General features: G+C 67.4%; 19 protein-coding genes. 16 read left to right on the forward strand and 3 right to left on the reverse strand.

All coding sequences use genetic code 11. The features are described from left to right. Nucleotides 1-5: 5 nt before the first annotated feature. The 7 genes from smc (at nt 6) to AC59JP_RS03925 (ending at nt 12186) form a co-directional block, all read left to right on the forward strand. Nucleotides 6-3617, forward strand: coding sequence for a chromosome segregation protein SMC (gene smc, locus AC59JP_RS03895; protein ID WP_497324303.1), 3612 nt, complete (start codon nt 6-8; stop codon nt 3615-3617). A gap of 25 nt (nt 3618-3642) precedes the next feature. Then, complete coding sequence (gene ftsY, locus AC59JP_RS03900; protein WP_497324304.1) at nt 3643-5064, forward strand: signal recognition particle-docking protein FtsY; 1422 nt, start codon at nt 3643-3645, stop codon at nt 5062-5064. Nucleotides 5065-5264: 200 nt separating this feature from the next. After that, a complete protein-coding gene (locus tag AC59JP_RS03905) occupies nt 5265-6629 on the forward strand; it encodes an ammonium transporter (protein ID WP_497324305.1) in 1365 nt (454 codons plus the stop codon). Nucleotides 6630-6632: 3 nt separating this feature from the next. Beyond that, nucleotides 6633-6971, forward strand: coding sequence for a P-II family nitrogen regulator (locus AC59JP_RS03910; RefSeq protein ID WP_188544748.1), 339 nt, complete (start codon nt 6633-6635; stop codon nt 6969-6971). A 106-nt stretch (nt 6972-7077) separates the two neighbouring features. Next, a complete protein-coding gene (locus AC59JP_RS03915; protein WP_497324306.1) occupies nt 7078-9501 on the forward strand; it encodes a [protein-PII] uridylyltransferase in 2424 nt (807 codons plus the stop codon). 43 nt (nt 9502-9544) lie between these two features. Then, a complete protein-coding gene (gene ffh, locus AC59JP_RS03920) occupies nt 9545-11107 on the forward strand; it encodes a signal recognition particle protein (protein ID WP_497324307.1) in 1563 nt (520 codons plus the stop codon). Then, nucleotides 11107-12186 (forward strand): metal-dependent hydrolase family protein, encoded by a 1080-nt coding sequence (locus AC59JP_RS03925; protein WP_497324862.1) that lies wholly within the window; start codon nt 11107-11109, stop codon nt 12184-12186. The genes ffh and AC59JP_RS03925 overlap by 1 nt, the downstream gene beginning before the upstream one ends. A 7-nt stretch (nt 12187-12193) precedes the next feature. On the opposite strand, the gene AC59JP_RS03930 is transcribed toward AC59JP_RS03925, so the two are convergent. Both AC59JP_RS03930 and AC59JP_RS03935 read right to left on the reverse strand, forming a co-directional pair. Continuing rightward, complete coding sequence (locus tag AC59JP_RS03930) at nt 12194-12859, reverse strand: response regulator (protein ID WP_497324308.1); 666 nt, start codon at nt 12857-12859, stop codon at nt 12194-12196. A 7-nt stretch (nt 12860-12866) separates the two neighbouring features. Next, complete coding sequence (locus AC59JP_RS03935; RefSeq protein WP_497324309.1) at nt 12867-14423, reverse strand: sensor histidine kinase; 1557 nt, start codon at nt 14421-14423, stop codon at nt 12867-12869. Between the two features lie 246 nt (nt 14424-14669). On the opposite strand from AC59JP_RS03935, the gene AC59JP_RS03940 reads away from it, so the two are divergent. From AC59JP_RS03940 to trmD, 8 genes are all read left to right on the forward strand, one after another. After that, nucleotides 14670-15638: a Bug family tripartite tricarboxylate transporter substrate binding protein gene (locus AC59JP_RS03940; RefSeq protein ID WP_497324310.1), complete on the forward strand. Its 969-nt coding sequence runs from the start codon at nt 14670-14672 to the stop codon at nt 15636-15638. Further along, nucleotides 15635-16147 carry a tripartite tricarboxylate transporter TctB family protein gene (locus AC59JP_RS03945; protein WP_497324311.1) on the forward strand — a complete coding sequence of 171 codons (513 nt, stop codon included), beginning with the start codon at nt 15635-15637 and terminating at the stop codon, nt 16145-16147. Before AC59JP_RS03940 ends, AC59JP_RS03945 begins: the two co-directional genes overlap by 4 nt. Beyond that, nucleotides 16148-17674: a tripartite tricarboxylate transporter permease gene (locus AC59JP_RS03950; protein WP_497324313.1), complete on the forward strand. Its 1527-nt coding sequence runs from the start codon at nt 16148-16150 to the stop codon at nt 17672-17674. Beyond that, a complete protein-coding gene (locus tag AC59JP_RS03955; protein ID WP_497324314.1) occupies nt 17671-18060 on the forward strand; it encodes a universal stress protein in 390 nt (129 codons plus the stop codon). The genes AC59JP_RS03950 and AC59JP_RS03955 overlap by 4 nt, the downstream gene beginning before the upstream one ends. 184 nt (nt 18061-18244) lie before the next feature. Beyond that, nucleotides 18245-18694 carry a 30S ribosomal protein S16 gene (gene rpsP / locus AC59JP_RS03960; RefSeq protein ID WP_497324315.1) on the forward strand — a complete coding sequence of 150 codons (450 nt, stop codon included), beginning with the start codon at nt 18245-18247 and terminating at the stop codon, nt 18692-18694. Then, a complete protein-coding gene (locus AC59JP_RS03965) occupies nt 18691-18933 on the forward strand; it encodes an RNA-binding protein (protein ID WP_188544758.1) in 243 nt (80 codons plus the stop codon). The genes rpsP and AC59JP_RS03965 overlap by 4 nt, the downstream gene beginning before the upstream one ends. Nucleotides 18934-18941: 8 nt before the next feature. Then, a complete protein-coding gene (rimM, locus tag AC59JP_RS03970) occupies nt 18942-19484 on the forward strand; it encodes a ribosome maturation factor RimM (RefSeq protein WP_497324316.1) in 543 nt (180 codons plus the stop codon). Nucleotide 19485: 1 nt separating this feature from the next. Beyond that, nucleotides 19486-20163, forward strand: a complete 678-nt coding sequence (trmD, locus tag AC59JP_RS03975; protein ID WP_497324317.1) for a tRNA (guanosine(37)-N1)-methyltransferase TrmD — start codon at nt 19486-19488, stop codon at nt 20161-20163. On the opposite strand, the gene AC59JP_RS03980 is transcribed toward trmD, so the two are convergent. Continuing rightward, nucleotides 20160-21080 (reverse strand): hypothetical protein, encoded by a 921-nt coding sequence (locus tag AC59JP_RS03980; protein ID WP_497324318.1) that lies wholly within the window; start codon nt 21078-21080, stop codon nt 20160-20162. The two genes, trmD and AC59JP_RS03980, sit on opposite strands and share 4 nt — an antisense overlap. A gap of 81 nt (nt 21081-21161) precedes the next feature. Here AC59JP_RS03980 and AC59JP_RS03985 point away from each other — a divergent pair, with 81 nt between their 5' ends. After that, nucleotides 21162-23480 (forward strand): Tex family protein, encoded by a 2319-nt coding sequence (locus tag AC59JP_RS03985; RefSeq protein WP_497324319.1) that lies wholly within the window; start codon nt 21162-21164, stop codon nt 23478-23480. Nucleotides 23481-23496: the final 16 nt, after the last annotated feature.

Below are 23496 nucleotides of genomic sequence, written 5' to 3' on the forward strand. Positions count from 1 at the left end.
CCGCCATGTATCTGAAGAGTCTGACGCTGAAGGGCTTCAAGTCCTTTGCCTCGGCGACGACTCTGCGTTTCGAGCCCGGAATCACGTGCGTCGTCGGTCCCAACGGCTCGGGCAAATCCAATGTCGTCGACGCGCTCACCTGGGTCATGGGCGAGCAGGGCGCCAAGGCGCTGCGGGGCGGCAAGATGGAAGACGTCATCTTCGCCGGCACCTCCGGACGCGCGCCGCTCGGCCGCGCCGAAGTGACCCTGACCATCGACAACTCGGACGGCGCGCTGCCCATCGACTACTCGGAAGTGTCGATCACTCGGCGCATGTTCCGCGACGGCGCGGGCGAGTACGAGATCAACGGCAGCTCCTGTCGACTGATGGACGTCCAGGAATTGCTGAGCGACTCCGGAATCGGTCGCGAGATGCACGTGATCGTCGGCCAGGGCCGGCTCGCCGCCATCCTCGAATCACGCCCGGAAGACCGTCGAGCGTTCATCGAAGAGGCCGCCGGCGTGCTCAAGCACCGCAAGCGCAAAGAAAAGGCCGTCCGCAAGCTCGACGCGATGCAAGCCAACCTCGCGCGTCTGACGGACCTCACCACAGAACTGCGCCGCCAGCTCAAACCCCTCGGGCGTCAAGCCGAGGTCGCACGCCGAGCGCAGACCGTGCAGGCGGACCTGCGCGACGCCAAGCTACGCCTCGCCGCCGACGACCTGGTGACGCGCCGACGTGAACTGGCCGAGCAGAGCCACGACGAGAACAAGGCTCGCGAGGAGTACGCGGCCGTCCAGGACGCACTGTCCGAAGGCAACGGCGTTCTGCTCGAACACGAGGAAGCTCTCGCGCGGCTCACACCGACCGCCGAGGCGGCGGGTCAGGCGTGGTTTCAACTGTCTGCCCTGGCCGAGCGCGTGAGCGCGACCGTCCGTATCGCCACCGAACGCGCCCGGCACCTCGAGGCAGAGCCCGACGATCGCCGCGGCCCGGATCCGGACCAGCTCGAAGCGCAGGCCGACCGCGTTGCCGAGGAAGAACTGGAGCTCGCCGAAGCCGTCGAGATGGCCCGCGCCACGCTGGACGCCGCGCGCGAGCAACTCGCCGAACGGGAGGAAGCCGCGGCGGAGGCCGAGCGCGCGCACTTCGCCGCGGTGCGTGCCGTGGCCGACCGACGTGAGGGGCTGGCCCGGCTGTCAGGTCAGGTCGACACCATGCGCACCCGCGCGGAATCCGTCGACGCAGAAGTGGGACGACTCTCCGCTGCGATCGAGGAGGCCCGCGCACGGGGCGACGCCGCGCAGGTCGAGTTCGACAGCGTGCAGGAGCAGATCGGCGTGCTCGACGCCGGCGAGGTCGGTCTCGACACGCACCACGAACGTGCCGTCGACGCACTGCGGGTCGCGAACGAGCGTGTGACGGAACTGCAAGCGGCAGAACGGGAAGCAAGCCAGCGCGTGGTCTCGTTGCGCGCCCGCATCGACGCTCTGGCCATGGGCCTCGAGCGCAAGGACGGCGGTGCCTGGCTCACGGACAACGCGTCGTCGACCGTGCGCGGGCGCCTGTCGACCGACATCACCGTCGAGTCCGGGTACGAGGTGGCCGTCGCGGCTGCCCTGGGCTCCGCCGCCGACGCCGTCACCGTGGACGACGCCGACAGGGCCCGCTCGGCCGTGCAGGCGCTCAAGGACGGCGACGGGGGACGCGCTGCCGTGGTCCATCGCGCCTCGGTCGGCGCGCCGAACGACGAGAGGTCCCTCGGCGCTGCTCGCTGGGCTCTGTCCGCCGTCCAGGCGTCCGACTCGGTTCGCGGTGCCGTCACCGCACTCCTGCGCGACACCTGCCTGGTCGACTCCGTCGCCGCGGGAGTTGCTCTCACCCAAGCCAATCCGGATCTGCGCGCCGTGACGCGCGACGGCGACCTGATCGGGGCCGGGTGGATCACCGGCGGCTCGCAGCGTCAGCCCAGCACCATCGAGGTGCAGTCCGCCATCGACTCGTCGGTCGAGGAGCTCGCCGCGTCCGAACGCCTCGCCGACGAACTCGCTGCGGCCCTGTCCGGGGCGCTCGCCGAACAGTCCGACCGGCGCGACTCCGCGGAACAGGCGCTGGCCGCACTCAACGAGTCGGACGCGGCCATGGCCGCGGTGTACGAGCAGCTCGGCCGCCTCGGCCAGGTGGCGCGGGCCGCTCACGCCGAATCGGCGCGGCTGCAGAAGCAGCGCGACGCCGCCGAGGCCGGGCGAGAGGAAGCGTTCGCCGCTCTCGTCGAGCTCGAGGAACGGCTGCGCAACGCCGAGAACGACCAGGGTGACGCCGACACCGCCGACGACAACAACGGTACGTCCGCCGACCGAGAGATGGCGGCTGCTGCCCTGGTCGAGGTCCGAGCCGTCGAGGTCGAAGCGCGTCTCGCCGTGCGCACGGCCGAGGAGAGAGCGGAATCCGTTCGCGGAAAAGCGGATTCGCTGAGGCGTTCGGCGCGAATCGAGCGGGAGGCGCGCGTGCGGGCCGAACGAGCGAGCGCCGCACGCGCTCATTCCGCTGCCGTCGCATCCGCCGTCGCCGAGGCCGGGACGCGGGTCGCGGCGCGCCTGCAGATCGCCGTCGCGGAAGCCGCAGCACGACGAGACGAGATCGGACGCCGTCGAGCGGACCGGGCCGCCGAGCTCGAGAAGGTCAAGGAGCAGGTGCGCGGTCTGTCGAGCCGGCTGGCTCAGCTCAATGACGCCGTGCACCGCGACGAGGTGGCGCGCGCGCAGGCGGCGCTGCGGATCGAACAGCTCGAGCAGACGATCTCCGAGCAGTTCTCGATCGCACTGGACGACCTGATCGCCGAATACGGACCCGACGTGACACTCCCGCCGTCGGACCTCGAGATGGCCGAGTACGAACAGGCGAAGGAGCGCGGCGAAACGGTCGTCGCGCCGGCGGCCATGCCGTTCGACCGTGCGAGCCAGGAGCGCCGCGCGAAGCGTGCGGAGAAGGACTTGGCCACCCTGGGCAAGGTCAACCCGCTGGCTCTCGAGGAGTTCGCGGCACTCGAGGAGCGCTACAACTTCCTCTCCACCCAACTCGAAGACGTCAAGAGTGCCCGCAAGGACCTCCTCGGTGTGGTCGCCGACGTCGACGCCCGCATCCTTCAGGTGTTCACCGAGGCGTGGCTGGACGTCGAACGCGAGTTCGTCGGGGTGTTCGCGAAGCTCTTCCCGGGCGGCGAGGGACGGCTGATCCTGACCGATCCGTCGGACATGCTGACCACCGGCATCGAGGTCGAGGCGCGTCCGCCGGGAAAGAAGGTCAAGCGGCTCTCGCTGCTGTCCGGCGGCGAGAAATCGCTGACCGCGGTCGCGATGCTCGTCGCGATCTTCCGCGCCCGCCCGTCTCCCTTCTACGTCATGGACGAGGTCGAGGCTGCGCTCGACGACACCAACCTGCGCCGTCTGATCGGACTGTTCGAGCAGTTGCGCGAGAAGTCGCAGCTCATCGTCATCACCCACCAGAAGCCGACGATGGAGGTGGCGGACGCGCTCTACGGGGTGAGCATGCGCGGCGACGGAATCACCACCGTCATCTCGCAGCGCATGCGCGGACGCGACCCGGCGGAAACCGCGGTCCCGGTCGAATCCTGATCGACTCGGCTGACAGGATGATCGTGTGAGCACTGGAGTATGGATTGCCGTCGCGGTCGTCGTCGCCGTCCTGATCATCGCCCTCGCGGTCGGTCTGGCTCTGCAACGTCGCCGTCGTATCTCGCTGTCGAGCACGGACACGACAGCCGTCGACGAGGGGAAACCGCGGGATCGTTCCGGTGGGTACACCGCCGGCACGGGATTCAATTTCTCGCAGGGCGGCTCGACACCGACGCTGGACCCTCCTCGGCCGTCGCCGGTCCCGCTGGAGCGGACCGACACCGACGATCAGCCGCGTGTCGGTGACGATGCCGCTGTTCCGCGCGACGCGCCGAAGCGCAGCATCACCGACGTCGGCCTCCCGGATCCTGTTGCCGAGCAGCCGGCAGCAGAGAAGACCGTCACCACGCCCGACGAAGTGGAGGGTGACGACTTCCCGTCGGCCGAGGATCCCGCCCCGGTCGACATCGCACCGGACACGTCACCCGCTCCGACTGCACCGTCTGCGCTGGTCATCGACGACATCGATCCCACGGCCGGTCGCCTCGACCGCCTGCGCGGGCGGCTGTCACGTTCGCAGAACGCGGTCGGCCGCAGCCTGCTCGGCCTCCTCGGCGGCGGCGATCTCGACGAGGATTCGTGGGAAGAAGTGGAGGACACGCTGCTGGTCGCCGACCTGGGCAGCGCCACCACGAACGAGATCATGGCGACGCTGCGTGAGCAGATGGCCGTGCGCAACGTCCGCACCGAGTCGCAGGCCCGCACCTTGCTCCGCGAAGTTCTGATCGACCAGTTGTCGCCGAACATGGACCGCTCCATCCGCGCGCTTCCGCACGGAGACCGGCCGTCGGTGCTCCTGGTGGTCGGGGTGAACGGAACGGGAAAGACCACCACGACAGGCAAGCTGGCGCGCGTTCTGGTCGCCGACGGTCGCCGAGTGGTGCTCGCCGCCGCCGACACCTTCCGCGCCGCCGCCGCGGACCAGTTGCAGACGTGGGCCGAGCGCGTGGGCGCGGAAGTGGTCCGCGGAAACGAGGGTGCCGACCCCGCCGCCGTGGCCTTCGACGCCGTCACCAAGGGAATCGCCGACGGTGTCGACGTCGTGGTGGTCGACACGGCCGGGCGACTGCACACCAAGACGGGTCTGATGGACGAGCTCGGCAAGGTCAAGCGCGTCATCGAGAAGAAGGCTCCCGTCGACGACGTCCTCCTCGTTCTCGACGCCACGATCGGCCAGAACGGGCTCACCCAGGCGCGCGTGTTCGCGCAAGTCGTGGACATCACCGGCGTCGTGCTCACGAAGCTGGACGGAACGGCCAAGGGCGGAATCGTCTTCCAGGTACAACGCGAACTCGGTGTTCCGGTGAAGTTGGTGGGCCTCGGCGAGGGCGCCGACGACCTCGCACCGTTCGAGCCGGCAGCGTTCGTCGACGCTCTCCTGGGCTGATTTCTCGGTCCGCTGACTTGTTCGGTTACTCCGAATCGGGCGAAGAACCGGCCGATGAAACAAGGCCGAAACATGATCCGCCCATGCGTTCACACCCCTGAAACTCCACAGTGTCGTCGATGAAACTTCATCACAGCACTCTTGCCTGCAGGTCATCAGCCGCGACCGGCTGGGCTGGAGGATGAAGGAGGAGGCTCAAGGTGGATTTTCCCACTATCGGTGCGCCCGACACCGGTGATACGGCGTGGATGCTGACAAGTGCAGCACTCGTGCTACTCATGACCCCGGGTCTTGCGTTCTTCTACGGCGGCATGGTTCGCGCCAAGAGTGTGCTCAACATGATCATGATGAGCGTCAGCGCCATGGGACTCGTCGGAGTCCTCTGGGTGCTCTACGGATACTCGGTGGCGTTCGGTGAGGACAAAGGCAACTTCATCGGCGACCCGTTCCAGTACTTCGGTCTCAAGAGCCTGATCGGCGGGGCCTACCTCGCCGAGACGGACGATGCCGGTGCGACCGTCGCAGACGCCGCAATCCCGCTCGTGGGAACGATTCCCGCCACCGTCTTCGTGGCGTTCCAGGCAATGTTCGCGATCATCACCGTCGCCCTCATCTCGGGCGCCGTTGCCGATCGTCTCCGCTTCGGACCGTGGCTTCTGTTCGCCGGCCTGTGGGCGACCGTCGTCTACTTCCCTGTCGCGCACTGGGTGTTCGCTTTCGACGGCGTCACCTCGGAAACGGGCGGCTGGATCGCCAACAAGCTCGCCGCGATCGACTTCGCAGGTGGTACCGCAGTCCACATCAACGCCGGCGCCGCCGGCCTGGTGCTCTGCATCATCCTCGGTAAGCGCAAGGGATGGCCGACCACGCCGTTCCGCCCGCACAACCTGCCGTTCGTCATGCTCGGCGCAGGCCTGCTCTGGTTCGGCTGGTTCGGATTCAACGCCGGTTCCGCTGTCGGTTCCAACGGAATCGCCGGCGCCACCTTCATCACCACCGTGGTGGCCACCTGCGCCGCCATGCTCGCCTGGCTCCTCACCGAGCGCATTCGAGACGGACACGCAACGAGCCTCGGTGGTGCGTCGGGCATCGTCGCCGGACTCGTCGCGATCACCCCGTCGTGCTCGTCGGTCAACGTCGTCGGCGCTCTGGCGATCGGTGTCGTTGCCGGTGTTCTGTGCGCCCTGGCGGTGGGCCTGAAGTTCAAGCTCGGGTTCGACGACTCGCTCGACGTCGTCGGCGTCCACCTGGTCGGCGGCATCGTCGGCACGTTGATGGTCGGTCTCGTGGCCACCACGGAAGCGCCGGCCGGTGTTGCGGGCTTGTTCTACGGTGGAGGCTTCGACCAGCTCTGGCGTCAGGCCGTCGGAGCCGGTGCGGTTCTGCTCTACTCGCTGGTCGGCACGGCGATCGTGGCGTACATCGTCAAGTTCACCGTCGGCCTTCGTGCGGACGAGGAGGGCGAGTCCCTCGGCGTGGATGAGTCCGAACACGCAGAAACGGCATACGATTTTGCTGCACTCGGTGGAAATTCGCTGGGCCGCTTGTCCAGCAAGGAGGCGTAAGAGATGAAGTTGATCACGGCAATCGTCAAGCCGTTCACGCTCGAGGACGTCAAGACCGGGCTCGAACAGGCCGGTGTCCTGGGTATGACCGTCAGCGAGGTGCAGGGCTACGGCCGGCAGAAGGGCCACACCGAGGTCTACCGCGGTGCGGAGTATTCGGTGGATTTCGTTCCCAAGGTCCGGGTGGAGGTCGTCGTCGACGACGCCGCCGTGGACAAGGTGGTCGAGGTCATCGTCGAAGCGTCCCGCACCGGCAAGATCGGTGACGGCAAGGTCTGGGTTTCCCCGGTCGAAGCGGTCGTTCGCGTTCGCACCGGCGAACGTGGGACCGACGCTCTGTAGGAGTCCACAACTCCATCTGCTCGATCGGTGGCCGCGTCCGCGTCGATTCGTCGGCGTGTACGCGGCCACCGCCGTCTGCACATCCGAACGGTGAAGAGGTGAGCCCATGGCTGGGAACAATGCTGCTTCGGACCTCGTCGCGGCCCGAAAGCAGCTGTTGCAGGGCGGGAGCCTCGGTCGGCGCCTCGATGCACCGGCGCTTCGGCAAGCGCTCACGGACCTGCACGAATTCTGGTTGACGACAAAGGGTTCCGAGGTCGGCATCAAACCCGACAGCGGATTCGCGATCGTCGCCGTGGGAGGACTGGGCCGGCGCGAGATGCTGCCGTTCTCCGATCTCGACCTCCTGTTGCTCCACGACGACATCGACCCCGCGCTGGTCTCGCAGGTCGCCGATCAACTCTGGTACCCCCTGTGGGACGCGCACATCAAGCTCGATCACAGCGTGCGGACGGTTGCGCAGGCGCTGCAGGTGGCGTCGCAGGACCTCACCGCCGCCCTCGGCATGCTCGACGCCCGGCACATCGCCGGTGACATCGAACTGAGCAACCTCCTCATCGGCGGAGTGCGACGCCAGTGGCGCTCGGGAATTCGCGATCGATTCGACGGTCTCGTGGATCAGACCCGGTCACGCTGGTCGCGCAGCGGGGAGATCGCGCACCGCGCCGAACCCGACCTCAAGAGCGGCCGCGGCGGCCTGCGCGACGTGCAGCTGCTCGACGCTCTGTCCATCGCCCAGCTGACCGACGCCATGCCCGGCCTCGGCCCGGACTCGCCGGGCGGCGGCCTCACCGCGGCGCACGAGAAGCTTCTCGACGTCCGCACCGAACTTCACCGGATCGCCGGTCGTGCACGCGACCAACTGCGCGCGCAGGACGCCGACGAGATCGCAGCGGCGCTGCGCATCGGCGACCGCTTCGATCTCGCTCGGATCCTCAGCGACTCGGCGCGCACCATCGGGTACTCCGTCGACGTCGGTCTGCGCACGGCCGGCAACGCGATTCCGCGACGCGGACTCTCGCGCCTGCGCCGAGTCCCGGTACGCCGCCCCCTCGACGAGGGCGTGGTCGAGCACGCCGGCGAGGTGGTGCTGGCCCGTGACGCCCGGCCGAAGAAGGACCCCGGATTGATCATGAGGGTCGCTGCGGCGTCCGCGCAGACCGGAATGCCGATGTCGGCGTCCACCCTGGGCCGGTTGTCCGACAATGCCCCCGAGCTGCGCGAGCCGTGGCCCAAGGAAGCACTCAACGACCTGCTGGTCCTGCTCGGCGCGGGGCGGCGCGCGATCGCCGCGATCGAAGCACTCGACCGCACCGGCCTGTGGGGTCGCTTGCTCCCGGAATGGGGCGCGGTACGCGACCTTCCGCCTCGCGACGCCATCCACACGTGGACCGTCGACCGGCACCTGATGGAGACCGCGGCCTACGCCAGCGCGCTGACCACCCGCGTCTCACGACCCGACCTGTTGGTGCTGGGCGCCCTCCTGCACGACATCGGCAAGGGACGCGGCGGTGACCACAGCGTGGTCGGAGCAGAGCTCGCCACCCAGATCGGCAAACGGCTGGGGCTGTGGCCGACCGACGTCGAACTCCTCAGCGCCATGGTGCGTCACCACCTGCTGTTGCCGGAGGTCGCGACGAGGCGGGACCTGGACGACGAGGACACCATTCGACGCGTCGTCGATGCGATCGGGGGCGACCCGGCGCTGCTCGAACTGCTGCACGCGCTGGCCGAAGCCGATTCGCTGGCGACGGGGCCGGGCGTGTGGGGCGACTGGAAATCCTCGCTGATCGGCGAACTGGTCCGTCGGTGCCGCCTGGTGATGGCCGGCGACGCACTGCCCGCGCCTGACCCCCTCGATCCCGATCTCGTCGCCCATGCCGCCGACGGTGAAGTCGAGGTGAACCTCGTCCCGTCGGACGGACCGCACACCTACGAGGTCACCGTCACCGCTCCGGACCGGTTGGGACTGCTGTCCAACGCCGCCGGCGTCCTCGCCCTCGCGTCGTTGCGGGTGCTGTCGGCGTCGGTGGGCAGTGCCGGCGGTTCCGCGGTGAACCGGTTCGTCGTCGCACCGAAGTTCGGCGCCCCGCCGCCTCCGGGCCTGCTGCGACAGGAACTGATCCGGGCCCTCGACGGCGAGCTGGATCTGATCTCCGTTCTGAACGCCAAGGAACTCGATGCGCGCGAAGACGTGCCCGAGGACGAGCCGTCGGCGGTGCCGCTTTATGCGCAGGCTCCGCCGCGGGTCATCTGGTTCGACACGTCGGTACCCGATCAGGTCATCGTCGAGCTACGAGCCGAGGACCGCCTCGGCCTGCTGTGCCGACTCGCGTCGGTGCTCGAGCATCACGGCGCGGACGTGCGGTGGGCCAAGGTCGCCACCCTCGGATCGTCCGTCGTGGACTCCTTCTGCATCGATCTGCCCGGCGCGGAGGCCAAGGAGACGCGTCTGGAACTCGAACGCGCCATCCTCGCGGTGGTTCCCGGCCTCGAACCCAGGAAGCCCGAGGACGCTTCCGCCGACTAGTGTGGAAGACCAGACAAAAACGATCAGCTCAGGAGCGTCATCGGTGTTCGAATCTCTCTCCGACAGATTGGCCGGAAGCCTCAAGGATCTACGGGGCAAGGGCAGATTGTCGGGCGCCGACATCGACGCCGTGTGCCGCGAGATTCGTCTCGCGCTGCTCGAAGCCGACGTCGCGCTGCCCGTGGTGCGCTCGTTCATCACGCGCATCAAGGAACGCGCCAAGGGCGCGGAGGTGTCGGCTGCGCTGAATCCGGCCCAGCAGGTCGTCAAGATCGTCAACGAAGAACTCGTCGGCATCCTCGGCGGCGAGACACGCCGCATCGAGTTCGCCAAGAACCCGCCGACCGTGATCATGCTCGCCGGTCTGCAGGGTTCGGGTAAGACGACGCTCGCCGGAAAGCTCGCCAAGTGGCTCAAGGACCAGAACCACACGCCGCTGCTCGTGGCCTGCGACCTTCAGCGTCCCGGCGCGGTCAGCCAGCTGCAGATCGTCGGTGAGTGGGCCGGTGCCGCCGTGTTCGCCCCGCACCCCGGCACATCCATCGGCGGTGGGGACAACGCACTCGGTATCTCGGCGGCCGACCCGGTCGAGGTGGCCCGCGCCGGTGTCGCCGAGGCGAAGAACAAGCACTTCGACGTGGTCATCGTCGACACCGCCGGCCGCCTCGGCATCGATGAAGAGTTGATGGGTCAAGCCGCCGGCATCCGCGACGCGACGCAGCCCGACGAAACCCTGTTCGTGCTCGACGCCATGATCGGACAGGACGCGGTCAGCACGGCCCAGGCCTTCCAGGACGGTGTCGGTTTCACCGGTGTCGTGCTCACCAAGCTCGACGGCGACGCCCGCGGCGGTGCCGCTCTGAGCGTCCGTGAGGTGACCGGCCGCCCCATCATGTTCGCGTCGACCGGTGAGAAGCTCGAAGACTTCGACGTCTTCCACCCCGACCGCATGGCGAGCCGCATTCTCGGCATGGGCGATCTTCTCAGCCTCATCGAGCAGGCCGAGAACGTCTTCGACGCTCAGCAGGCCGAGAACGCCGCGGCCAAGATCGGCTCCGGCCAGCTGACGCTCGAGGACTTCCTCGAGCAGATGATGGCGATCCGCAAGATGGGTCCCATCGGCAACCTGCTGGGCATGCTTCCCGGAGCCGCGGGAATGAAGGATGCGCTGGCTGCCGTCGACGACAAGCAACTGGACCGAGTGCAGGCGATCATCCGCGGTATGACGCCGGCGGAGCGCGCCGATCCCAAGATGATCAACGCCTCGCGTCGCCTGCGCATCGCCAACGGTTCGGGCGTGAAGGTCTCGGATGTCAACCAGCTTGTCGACCGCTTCTTCGAGGCGCGAAAGATGATGGCGTCCATGGCCGGTCGCATGGGCATGCCCGGCGCGCGCAAGGCGAACCAGCGAAAAGTCAAGGGCAAGAAGGGCAAGAAGGGCGGACGCGGCCCCACGCCGCCCAAGGTGCGCGGTGGATTCCCGGGTATGCCGGGCGGCATGCCCGCCGGAATGCCGGACCTGTCGTCGATGCCGAAGGGACTCGACCAACTGCCGCCCGGGCTCGAAGGAATCGACCTCTCGCAGCTCAAGTTGCCCAAGAAGTAATCGTGTACCACCTGCGTGGTGTGGGACTGCCGGACGGCGACGTTCTCGAATTCTGGGTGCGCGACGGACTGATTTCGTTCGAGCCGGTACCGGGCGCGCAGACCGTGTGCGACGGCGGGTGGATTCTTCCCGGACTCGTCGACGCGCACTGCCACGTCGGCATCAAGTACGGCGGCGGCCACGAGGACCTGCCCGGTGCGATCGATCAGGCCGAGACCGAGCGCGACGTGGGCGCGTTGCTTCTTCGCGACGCCGGGTCGCCCGTCGACACTCGCTCGCTCGACGACTACCCGGACCTGCCGCGCATCATCCGGGCGGGCCGCCACATCGCGATGCCGAAGCGCTATATTCCCGGCCTCGCCGTCGACCTGGAAGACGAGTCGCAACTGCCCGAAGCCGTTGCGCAGCAAGCACGTCTGGGCGACGGCTGGGTCAAATTGGTGGGGGACTGGATCGACCGGAGCGTGGGCGATCTGGCCCCGCTGTGGAACGACGCCATTCTGAAGGACGCCATCGACGCCGCGCACCGCGAGGGCGCGCGGGTCACGGCGCACGTGTTCGGTGAGGACGCGCTACCGGGTCTGATCGGTGCTGGAATCGACTGCATCGAACACGGAACCGGGCTGACCGACGACACGGTCGCAATGATGGTGGAGCACGGCACGGCGCTGGTGCCGACGCTGATCAACATCGAGACTTTTCCCGACATCGCGAACTCGGCGGGGAAGTACCCGCAGTACGCCGCTCACATGCGCGACCTGCACGCGCGAGTCGCGGACACCGTCGGGCGGGCCCACGACGCCGGAGTGCCCATCTACGCGGGCACGGACGCCGGCGGATCCATCAGGCACGGCCGCATCGCCGACGAGGTCGCTGCGCTCACGCGCGTGGGAATGTCACCCACCGAGGCGTTGGGAGCCGCGTCGTGGGCGGCGCGCACATGGCTGGGTCGCGCCGGGATCGAGCACGGTGCGCGTGCGGATGTCACTGTGTACGAAGAGGATCCGCGCGGTGGGCCGGACGTGCTGTCGGCTCCGGACCTGGTCGTGCTCGGTGGAGTGATCCAGCCCCGCCGGTAGATCACGGTCAGCGACCGCGGTATCTACGTTCCGGCCGACCGGCCCGTCCGTACTGCAACCGGACGTCGAGGGCTCCCGCCGCGAGGAAGTGCTCGAGGTACCGTCGCGCGCTGACTCGGGAGATGCCCACCACGTCGGCACATTCGGTCGCGGACATCTCCGCTCCCGAGGACAGGGACCGAAGAATCAGCTGACCGGTTTCGGGCGACATCCCCTTCGGCAGCCGCATGGTCTCGGGCGCCGGTCCGTTCTTGCCGAAGAGAGAATCGACGAGGGACTGGTCCGCACTGCCGGACGCCAGCGCGTCGACGCGGGCTCGAAAGGCGTCGAGTTTTTCCCGCAGCTGTGGGTACTCGAACGGCTTGATGAGGTAGTCGGCAGCTCCACCGTCCAAAGCGCTTGCCACCGTGTCCAATTCGCGCGCCGCAGTGATCATGATGACCCCCACCGGATTGTTCTGCGAGCGCAGGGAACGCAGAACCTCGAGGCCGGACGCGTCCGGGAGATGGACGTCGAGCAGGAGCAGGTCGGGTGAGAGCCGGGTGACGGCCTCGAGAGCAGCGGCCGCCGAGTGCGCGACAGCGACGGTGGTGAAGCCGTCCGTCGCGTCGACGAAACGCCGGTGGATGTCGGCCACCATGAAGTCGTCGTCGACCACCACTACGTCGGGCATCTAGGCGTCACCTTCCGCTCTGGACCGGCTGAGTCAGCGGAATGCGCACCCGGAACAGAGCGCCTCCCGACTCGGCGTCGTCGACGGTAGCCGTTCCGCCGTGCTGAACACTGACCAACCTGACCAACGCGAGTCCGATACCGCGGCCACCCGGCATGTCCGGCTTGGACGTCACACCGCGCGAGAAGATGACCTCACGCAGCTCGGGCGGTACCCCCGGTCCCGAGTCCTGCACCTCGACGACCAGGTCGTCGCTGTCTCGGATCGACACCGTGATGGCTCGATCACCGTGTTGCCGCGAGACGTCCAGCGCGTTGTCGACGAGATTTCCCACGACGGTGATGACGTCGGTCGCGAGAGTCGGATCCAGGGCCGCCAGAGTGGAACGATCGTCGAGGGTGAGCCGTACTCCGGTCTCGGCCGCCAACGACGTCTTGGCGATCAGGAGGGCCGCCACGGCGGGGTCCTTGATGTGGGCGGTGATCGACTCGCTGATTTCGGCTCGGCGACGAGTCAACGTCCCCACGAGAGCCGTCACCTCGTCGTAGCTCCCCAGCTGGGCCAGTCCCGAGATGGTGTGGAGCTGATTGGCGAATTCGTGGGTCTGCGCACGCAGGGTGTCGGTGACGGACTTGTGCGACGTCAGCTGACTCTGCATGGACGCCAGTTCGGTGCTGTCGCGCATCGTGGTGACCGATCCGATGTGTTGCCCGCGGCTCGTGGCGCTGCGACGGTTCAGTGCGAGAACACGGGTGGCGGTGGTGACCACGACGTCCTCGACGTCGCCGTCGGCGAGCAACAGGTCACGCACACCCGGATCCATTCCGACCTCGGCGACGCGTCGACCGACGACGTCCGAGTCGAGGTCGAGAAGCGTTCGTGCGCTGTCGTTGATCATGGTGATCACCCCGTCGTTCCCGACGGCGATCACGCCCTCACGGATGCTGTGCAGCAACGCTTCTCGATGATCAGCCAGGCTCGCGATCTCGGCGGTCTCCATGCCGAGGGTGTGCCGGCGCATGCGCCGCGACAGCAACCACGAACCGATCAGGCCCAGCCCGGCGCCCAGTCCGAGGTAGACCAACAGTCGAGCTCCGGCGTCGGACAGCAGCGCCCACGTCGAGGGGTACTGTTCCGCGACCGTCGCCACACCGAGGACTTTTCCGTTCGAATCCAGGACGGGAACGTGGCCGGCGATGAACGTCGTTCCGTCCGTTTCGACGTCGCCGAACCAGCCTCGGCCGCGCAGCACGTCGCTGTCCCCGAGATCGGCTTCGCGTCGTATTCGGGTGGGGTCCGACGATGCCAGGACGCGGCGATCGGGCGAGACGATCTCCGCGATCGATGCGCCGGACAGTGACACGGCGCGGTCCACGTCGGGCGCCAGCACGACATCGGCCTGCGGGGCGGCCAAACGCTCGCGGACTATCGGTGTCGAGGCCAGGTTCTCGGCGACCGAGAGCATGCGACCGCCGCGTAGGTCACGAAACTCCTGGGTCGACTGGTGGATGGACACCGCGGCCACCGCGGACAGGACCACGGCTACCACTGCGAGTTGCAGCACCAGGAATTGTCCGGCCAGCGACGGTCCTCGCCTGCGGGAAGGCCGGAGGCCGGTCGGGAACCTGCGGGCAGGCCGGAGGCCGGTCGGGAACCTGCGGGCAGGCCGGAGGCCGGTCGGATTTGACCTGCCGCGTGACCACAAAGAACTCAACTTCCCTTGCCAACGAATACGTGACCTGCCTCACGTAGAGGCACATGATTGCTCTCGATCACAGTCTCACACAACCGACGAACGAATCGAGGACCGATGACGAGACGGCTGGTGGCCATCGTGGCCCTGCTGCTCCTTCTCGCGTCGTGCGGAGTCACCCGAGGTGACGACGGCGAAGGCCTGCACCGCATCCGAATGATGGTGCCCAACAGCCCGGGCGGCGGATACGACCTGACCGCGCGAACAGCAGTGAAGATCATGGAGGACAGCGACATCACCGGCCGGGTCGAGGTGTTCAACGTCATCGGCGCCGGCGGCACCGTGGCCATGGCGCGCTTGATGAACGAGCGCGGCAACAACGACCTCATGATGATGATGGGGCTCGGCGTCGTCGGTGCGGTGTACACCAACGGATCAGCCGCCCGCGTCTCGGACGCGACCCCGCTCGCGAAGGTGGTGGAGGAGCAGGAGGGCATCCTCGTGCCCGCCGATTCGCCGTTCCGCACGGTCAACGACCTTGTCGCCGCGTGGAAGGCCGACCCCTCGTCGGTCACGATCGGCGGCGGTTCGTCACCCGGCGGGCCGGACCATCTCTTCCCGATGGAGACCGCACAAGCCGTCGACGTCGACCCGACCACGGTCAACTACATCGCCTACGACGGCGGTGGCGATCTGCTCACCGCGCTGTTGGGCAACAAGATCACCGCCGGAACGTCCGGGCTGGGGGAGTACGTCGACCAGATCGAAGCCGGTCAGGTTCGCGTCCTCGCTGTGTCCGGCGCCGAGCGGCTTCCCGGAATCGACGCGCCCACGCTGACCGAGGCCGGAATCGACCTCCAGTTCACGAACTGGCGCGGAATCCTGGCGCCTCCCGGTCTCGACGACGAGACGAAGGCCGAAATGATCGCTGCCCTCACCGAACTGCACGCCACCGACGCATGGAAGGAAGCGCTCGTGACCAATGGATGGATCGACGCGTTCGCCACGGGCGACGAATTCGAGACCTTCCTGCAGGAGCAGGACAAGCGCGTCGAGTCGACGCTGACCGAATTGGGTCTCGTATGAGCGCCCCGGTGGACAAGGCCGCCCCGACGCAGGACCGCGCGCAGTTCCTGGTCAGTGCAGTGCTCTTGGTGGTCGGCGTCTTCCTCGTCGTCGACGCCCTGTCGCTGACGGCGGAGTTCGCCAAGGTGGACCCGGTCGGGCCCAAGCTCTTTCCGCTCGTCATCGGCATCGCGATGGTGATCTGTTCGGCGATCCTGGTCGTGGCCACCCTGCGCGGAAGCAAGGGCGAGCCCGACGACGGCGAGGACATCGACACCTCCACGCCCGCCGACTGGAAGACGGTCGGTCTGCTCGTCGGACTGTTCGTCGCCACCATTGCCTTGGTGGACCTGCTCGGCTGGGTGATCATGGGCGCGCTTCTGTTCGGCGGCGCCGCAACGGTTCTCGGCAATCGGCACTGGATCCGCAACATCGGGATCGGTCTGGTGCTCTCGCTCGTCAGCTTCTACGCGTTCTACGTCGGGCTCGGAATCCCGCTTCCCGCGGGCATACTGGACGGAATCCTCTAGATGAACAACTTCGACTGGCTTCTGGAGGGGTTCTCCCAAGCCGCGACCCCGATGAATCTGCTGTACGCATGCATCGGTGTTCTGCTCGGCACCGCCGTCGGCGTGCTGCCCGGAATCGGACCCGCCATGACCGTGGCGCTCCTGCTGCCCATCACCTACAACGTGAGCCCCAGCGCCGCTTTCATCATGTTCGCCGGCATCTACTACGGCGGCATGTACGGCGGCTCGACCACCTCGATCCTGCTCAACACCCCGGGTGAATCCTCGTCGGTGATCACGGCGATCGAGGGCAACAAGATGGCCAAGGCGGGGCGAGCGGCGCAAGCCCTCGCGACCGCCGCCATCGGTTCCTTCATCGCCGGGTCCATCGGCACGATGCTGCTGGTTCTGTTCGCGCCCATGGTGTCTCGCTTCGCGGTCACACTCGGAGCACCGTCGTACCTCGCGATCATGTTGCTGGCCATGGTGGCCGTCACCGCGGTCCTGGGCAGCTCGAAGCTGCGCGGCGTCATCTCGTTGCTCCTCGGTCTGGCGATCGGCCTGGTCGGAATCGACTTCCTCACCGGCCAACCGCGTGCGACGTTCGGAATCCCGCAGCTCTCGGACGGAATCGACATCGTCGTCATTGCCGTCGCCGTGTTCGCGCTCGGTGAAGCGCTGTGGGTCGCTGCGCATCTGCGCCGCAAGCCTGCCGAGGTCATTCCGGTCGGTCGTCCGTGGATGGGCAAGAGCGACTGGCGACGGTCGTGGAAGCCCTGGCTGCGCGGTACCGCGTACGGTTTCCCGTTCGGAGCGCTGCCGGCCGGCGGCGCCGAGCTGCCGACGTTCCTGTCCTACATCACCGAGAAGAAGCTCTCGAAGCATCCGGAGGAGTTCGGCAAGGGAGCCATCGAGGGCGTCGCGGGACCGGAAGCGGCCAACAACGCTTCTGCCGCAGGCACTCTGGTGCCGATGCTCTCGCTGGGTCTGCCGACCAACGCCACCGCCGCCGTGATGTTGACCGCGTTCGTCTCCTACGGCATTCAGCCGGGACCGACGCTCTTCGACAAGGAACCGCTGCTCGTCTGGACGCTCATCGCGAGCCTGTTCATCGGCAACTTCCTGCTGCTGGTCCTGAACCTCCCGCTGGCGCCCGTGTGGGCGAAGCTGCTGCGGACCCCGCGTCCGTACCTCTACGCGGGCATCCTGTTCTTCGCCGTACTCGGTGCGTACGCCGTCAACCTCCAGTGGCTCGACCTCGCGCTGCTGCTGGTGTTCGGTCTGCTCGGGCTGATGATGCGCCGATTCGGATTGCCGGTGCTGCCGTTGATCATCGGCGTCATCCTCGGACCGCGTATCGAGCGTCAGCTGCGACAGACGTTGCAGCTCAACGGCGGTGACTGGAGTGGAGTGTTCTCCGAACCGATCGCGGTGGTCGTCTACGTGATCATCGTCGCCCTGCTCGCTGCACCGCTGATCGCCAAGCTGATCGGCCCGCGCACGAAAATCGCACAACTCGAGAACGACCGAGAGAAGGAAAACGCATGATCGTCGTCGGCTACACCCCGGACGCCTACGGATCCGCCGCACTCGAACACGGCATCGCGGAGGCACGCGTGCGCGGCACGTCGCTGAAGGTCCTCAACGTCACCAAGGGCGACGCACTGGCCGATCCGCATTTCGCCGATTCCGCCGAGGCGGGGGAGCTCAGCGAGAAGCTCGAAAGTTCGGGAGTCGAGTTCGTCCTCGATCGGTCCGTGGTGACCGACCTCGTGGAGGCGCTCCTCGAGGCCATGGAGGACGACGCGGCCGATCTGCTGGTGATCGGCATCCGGCACCGCTCGCCGGTGGGCAAGTTGCTGATGGGCAGCACGGCCCAGCGCGTGCTGCTGGACTGCCCCAAGCCGGTGCTGGCGGTGAAGCCCGCCAAGTAAATGGCCGGCCCGGGGTAGTGATTTCGCAGGCGGACAGCGGTCTGGCAGAATGGACCGCTGTTCGCCCGTCTCCGGTTACGTACCGCGCGGCGGTCACAACACCCCTCAACGCAAAACCGGGTACGCAGGCCGTGCGTACCGCTGAATTGCGCCGTGACCATTCATCGAAAGAGGCTTCACCAGTATGTCCGTCAAGATCAAGCTCACCCGTCTCGGCAAGATCCGCAACCCGCAGTACCGCGTCGTCGTCGCCGACGCCCGTACCCGCCGTGGTGGCCGTGCCATCGAGACCATCGGCAAGTACCACCCGAAGGAAGAGCCGTCGCTCATCTCCATCGATTCCGAGCGCGCTCAGTACTGGTTGGGTGTCGGCGCACAGCCCACCGAGCCGGTCGAGGCACTTCTGAAGATCACCGGTGACTGGCAGAAGTTCAAGGGTCTGCCGGGCAGCGAGGGCACGCTGCGTCACGCCGAGCCCAAGCCGTCCAAGCTGGACCTGTTCAACGCCGCGCTCGCGCAGGCCGACGACGCCCCCACGGGCGACGCCACCACCCCGAAGAAGAAGAAGGCCGCCAAGACCGAAGAGGCCGCCGACACCGCCGCCGACGCAGCGGGCGAGGCCGCCGAGAAGTGAGCACCGTCGTCGCCGATGCGATCGAGCATCTGGTTCGCGGCATCGTCGCGAATCCCGATGACGTCCGCGTCGAGATGATCACCGGCCGTCGTGGCCGCACCGTCGAGGTGCACGTGCACCCCGACGATCTGGGCAAGGTCATCGGCCGTGGCGGTCGCACCGCCACGGCGCTGCGCACCCTCGTCGCCGGCATCGGTGGACGCGGCATTCGCGTCGACGTCGTCGACACGGATCAGTAACCGCCGCGGTGGAGCTCGTCATCGGTCGTGTGGCCAAGTCGCACGGCATCAAGGGTGAGCTCGTCGTCGAGGTGCGTACCGACGATCCAGACGAGCGCTTCGCGGTGGGAACCACACTGCGCGGCAAGTCTCGTCGTTCGAACGTCCTCACCGAGTACACGGTGGAAGCCGTCCGGGAGCATTCCGGGCGGCTTCTGCTGCGTCTCGAGGGGATCACCGACCGCGGTGAAGCAGACGCACTTCGCGGCGTGCTCTTCGTCGTCGACACCTCCGAACTGCCACCCTCGGACGACCCCGACGAGTTCTACGATCACGAACTCGAAGGTATGACCGTTCGCTACGCGTCCGAGCACGAGCAGGCGGGTGTCGAGGTCGGCACTGTCGTCGAGGTATTGCATTCCGCTGCAGGCGAATTGCTGTCCGTGCGGCCCGTGGGTCAGGACGCCGGAGAGCTGTTGGTGCCCTTCGTGGCTGCGATCGTCACGTCGGTGTCCCGCGAGGATCGAACGGTCGAGATCGACCCGCCCGAAGGTCTGCTGGACGGGGACTGACGTGCGCATCGATGTCGTCACCATCTTTCCCGAGTACCTCGAACCGATGCGAACGGCGTTGTTGGGCAAGGCGATCGACAAAGGCCTGGTGTCGCTGGGAGTCCACGATCTGCGTTCCTGGACCCACGACGTGCACAAGGCTGTCGACGATTCCCCGTACGGCGGCGGGCCCGGAATGGTCATGAAACCCACGGTGTGGGGAGACGCGCTCGACGACGTGCTGGGCGAGAACTCGATTCTGGTGGTTCCCACCCCGGCCGGGGTTCCCTTCACGCAGGAGACGGCGCAGCGGTGGTCTCGCGAGGAGCATCTCGTGTTCGCGTGCGGCCGATACGAAGGCATCGATCAACGGGTGGTCGACGACGCTGCTCGCCGCGTGCGCGTCGAGGAGGTCTCGATCGGCGACTACGTGCTGATCGGTGGTGAAGCGGCCGTGTTGGTGATGTGCGAGGCGTTCACGCGGCTCGTTCCCGGCGTGCTCGGCAATCAACAATCGCACCAACAGGATTCGTTCTCGGACGGTCTGCTCGAAGGCCCCAGTTACACGCGTCCGGTGTCGTGGCGCGACCTCGACGTTCCCCCGGTGCTCCTGTCCGGCGATCACGCGCGCATCGAAGCCTGGCGCCGAGAACGATCGCTGGAACGTACGCGCGAGCGTCGCCCGGACCTGCTGCCCTAACCGGCCACGGTTCCCGCCGGGAACAGGATCTTCACCGCGCCGGTGACGGTGGCGCGTGCATGCTTCGCGCCGTCGTCGTCCTCGGGTGCGGTGTCGATGCCCTCGGTCGAACCGTCCGCGCCCCGATAGGGCTCCTCACGCGACATCACCGCCACGACGTACCGTGCGCCGTCGCCGACGAATCCCGTCGACAGATGAATCCACCGGCCCGCCACGCAACACATCCAGCCCTGCTTGATGCCTCGTGTCGTCTCGCCCTCGAGTGCCGACGGAATGCCGAACGTCTGCGGATAGCCGTCCGTGCCTTCGGGAGTGAAGGATTCGAGCAAGCCGATGATGCGGTCGGCCCGGTCACGCGCGAGTCCGCCGGACCCGTCGAGAAGCAACGCGTAGTACCGAACGATGTCCGCGGCCGTGGTTTCGGTGTTCCACCACGACCCGTCGGCGGGCGGGGTGGTGGCGAGGAGGCCGTACCGGGTCGCGACACGGGTCACGATGTCGTTGTCTCCGTACCTGTCCCACAGTGCTCCCGCTGCGCTGTCGTCCGACGACGTGAGCATCGGAGCGAGGTTCTCGAGGTCGGTCGGCGTCAAAGTGATCTCGCCGCGAGATTCGCGGAAGAGGATGTCGTCCGCGATGAAAAGCTTGACCACGGAGGCGGTTTCGATCGGATCGGTGTCGCCGACTCCCATGTAGGTACCGGTGGTCCGGTCCAGGAAACCGATGGACAGTTGCGCGCCCCGCGCAGACGCGCCGTCCGACGCCTGCTGCAGGCGGCCCGTCAGGTCGGGAGCCGCCGTCATGTCCGGTGCCGGAAATTCGGGAGGGGCCGGGGGCGGCGGCTCGACTGCGGCGGACGTGCAGGAAGCCACACCGAGTGCCATCGTCACGGCGAGTGCAGCTGCCCACCTCTTCATCGTGCTGACCCCTCGATGTGCACGCCGTCCTTCCAACCTTCTCGCGGGGCCCACACTACCGGCGCGGTAGGGTCCATCGCCGTGACGCACGTTCAGAAGTCAGTCAACCAACGCATCGCCGAAGAACTGCAGATCCGTGAGGAACAGGTCCGCGCAGCCGTCGATCTTCTCGACGGGGGAGCGACGGTTCCGTTCATCGCCCGATACCGCAAAGAGGTCACGGGAACACTCGACGACACGCAACTTCGCACGCTCGACGAGCGCCTGCGCTACCTGCGCGAGCTCGACGAGCGACGCGACTCGATCGTCGAATCCATTCGCTCGCAGGGCAAGTTGGACGACGCCCTGCTGGGCAGCCTGATGGTCGCCGACACCAAGGCTCGGCTCGAGGACATCTACCTGCCGTTCAAGCCGAAGCGCCGGACCAAGGCGCAGATCGCGCGCGAGGCCGGTCATCAGCCCGTCGCCGACGCGCTGTTGTCGGACCCGGCCGCCGACCCCGCTGCGTACTCCGACGACCAGCTCGACGGAGCCCGCTCGATCCTCGTCGAGCAGTTCGCGGAGGACGCCGACCTGGTCGGTGAGCTGCGGGAGCTGATGTGGAACCGCGGTCGAATCACCGCGAAGGTCCGCAAGGGCAAGGAGGACGAGGGCTCGAAGTTCTCCGACTACTTCGACTTCTCGGAGCCGTTCACAACCGTCCCGTCGCACCGCATCCTCGCCGCCCTGCGCGGGGAGAAGGAAGAGGTGCTGACGCTGACCATGGACCCCGAGCGCGACGAGCCGGAGGCCGGCACCGGCGTGACGGTCTACGAGGGTCGCATCGCCACCCGATTCGGTATCGCCGACCGCGGCAGGCCCGCCGACCGCTGGCTGCTCGACACCGTCCGATGGGCGTGGCGCACCAAGCTTCTGCTCAGTCTGGCGATCGACACCCGGATGCGTCTGCGGCAGAGCGCCGAGGCCGACGCGGTCGACGTGTTCGCGTCCAACCTGAAAGATCTGTTGCTCGCGGCACCCGCGGGTAGCCGCACCACGATGGGACTCGATCCCGGCTTTCGGACGGGCACGAAAATTGCCGTCGTCGACGCCACCGGGAAGGTCGTCGACCACGAGACCATCTACCCGCACAAGCCGCAGGGCAAGTGGAACGACGCTCTTGCGACGCTCGCCGCACTGGCCGCCAAGCACAAGGTGGAGCTCATCGCCATCGGCAACGGAACTGCCTCGCGCGAAACCGACACGCTTGCAACGGAACTGATCGCCAAGTTCCCCGATGCGAAGCTCACCAAGGTCGTCGTCTCGGAAGCGGGCGCATCCGTGTACTCGGCGTCGGCGTACGGCTCGCGCGAACTGCCCGACCTCGACGTGTCGATTCGCGGGGCCGTGTCCATCGCACGGCGCCTTCAGGATCCGCTCGCCGAGCTGGTGAAGATCGACCCCAAGTCGATCGGTGTGGGCCAGTATCAGCACGACGTGTCCGAGTCCATGCTCGCGCGCTCCCTCGGGGCCGTCGTCGAGGACGCGGTGAACGCGGTCGGCGTCGACGTCAACACGGCGTCGGTACCCCTGCTGTCCCGCGTGTCCGGAGTGGCCGGTTCGTTGGCGGAATCCATCGTGGCCCACCGCGATCAGCACGGGCCGTTCCCGAATCGCCGTGCGCTCAAGGAGGTGCCGCGCCTGGGGCCGAAGGCGTTCGAGCAGTGCGCGGGCTTCCTGCGCATCGCCGGCGGCGACGACCCGCTCGACCGGTCCAGCGTGCACCCCGAGGCGTACCCAGTGGTCCGGCGCATCGTGGACAAGGCGGGCGTCGGTGTCCGGGAGGTCATCGGCAACAGCGCTGTGTTGCGCACGTTGTCGCCGTCGGATTTCGTCGACGACCGGTTCGGGCTCCCGACGGTCACCGACATCCTGTCCGAGCTCGAGAAGCCGGGCCGGGACCCTCGACCGGAATTCAAGACCGCGACGTTCGCTGCGGGTGTCGAGAAGGTCGCCGATCTGACACCGGGGATGGTGCTCGAAGGTCAGGTCACGAACGTCGCGGCCTTCGGGGCGTTCGTAGACATCGGTGTGCATCAGGACGGGCTCGTCCACGTTTCCGCGATGTCGCATTCGTTCGTGAAGGATCCGCGCGAGGTGGTCAAGTCGGGCGACGTCGTACGCGTGAAGGTCATGGAGGTCGACCTGCCGCGCCAGCGCATCGGTCTGTCTCTTCGCCTGGACGACGAGGTCGGCGCCCCGGCAGCGCCCCGCAAGTCGGCGGACCGTCCGCGCGGCGGCGGGAAACCGGCGGGCACACCGAATCGGTCGCCGAAGCAGGGTGGCGGGCGCCCGGCGAGTGCGCCGCCCGCGGCCGGATCCATGGCAGATGCACTCCGACGTGCAGGATTCGGCAAATGACGTCGCCCCGCCGCAG

The organism is Rhodococcus sp. 320_ES (assembly GCF_059691855.1).

What these genes read in the sequence shown, in the direction of transcription:
- AC59JP_RS03955 (WP_497324314.1), top strand. Translation starts at nt 17,671, where the DNA reads ATGATCGTCGTCGGCTACACCCCGGACGCCTACGGATCCGCCGCACTC.
- AC59JP_RS03980 (WP_497324318.1), bottom strand. Translation starts at nt 21,080, where the DNA reads ATGAAGAGGTGGGCAGCTGCACTCGCCGTGACGATGGCACTCGGTGTG.
- rpsP (WP_497324315.1), top strand. Translation starts at nt 18,245, where the DNA reads ATGTCCGTCAAGATCAAGCTCACCCGTCTCGGCAAGATCCGCAACCCG.
- AC59JP_RS03940 (WP_497324310.1), top strand. Translation starts at nt 14,670, where the DNA reads ATGACGAGACGGCTGGTGGCCATCGTGGCCCTGCTGCTCCTTCTCGCG.
- AC59JP_RS03945 (WP_497324311.1), top strand. Translation starts at nt 15,635, where the DNA reads ATGAGCGCCCCGGTGGACAAGGCCGCCCCGACGCAGGACCGCGCGCAG.
- smc (WP_497324303.1), top strand. Translation starts at nt 6, where the DNA reads ATGTATCTGAAGAGTCTGACGCTGAAGGGCTTCAAGTCCTTTGCCTCG.
- AC59JP_RS03915 (WP_497324306.1), top strand. Translation starts at nt 7,078, where the DNA reads ATGGCTGGGAACAATGCTGCTTCGGACCTCGTCGCGGCCCGAAAGCAG.
- AC59JP_RS03910 (WP_188544748.1), top strand. Translation starts at nt 6,633, where the DNA reads ATGAAGTTGATCACGGCAATCGTCAAGCCGTTCACGCTCGAGGACGTC.
- AC59JP_RS03950 (WP_497324313.1), top strand. Translation starts at nt 16,148, where the DNA reads ATGAACAACTTCGACTGGCTTCTGGAGGGGTTCTCCCAAGCCGCGACC.
- AC59JP_RS03930 (WP_497324308.1), bottom strand. Translation starts at nt 12,859, where the DNA reads ATGCCCGACGTAGTGGTGGTCGACGACGACTTCATGGTGGCCGACATC.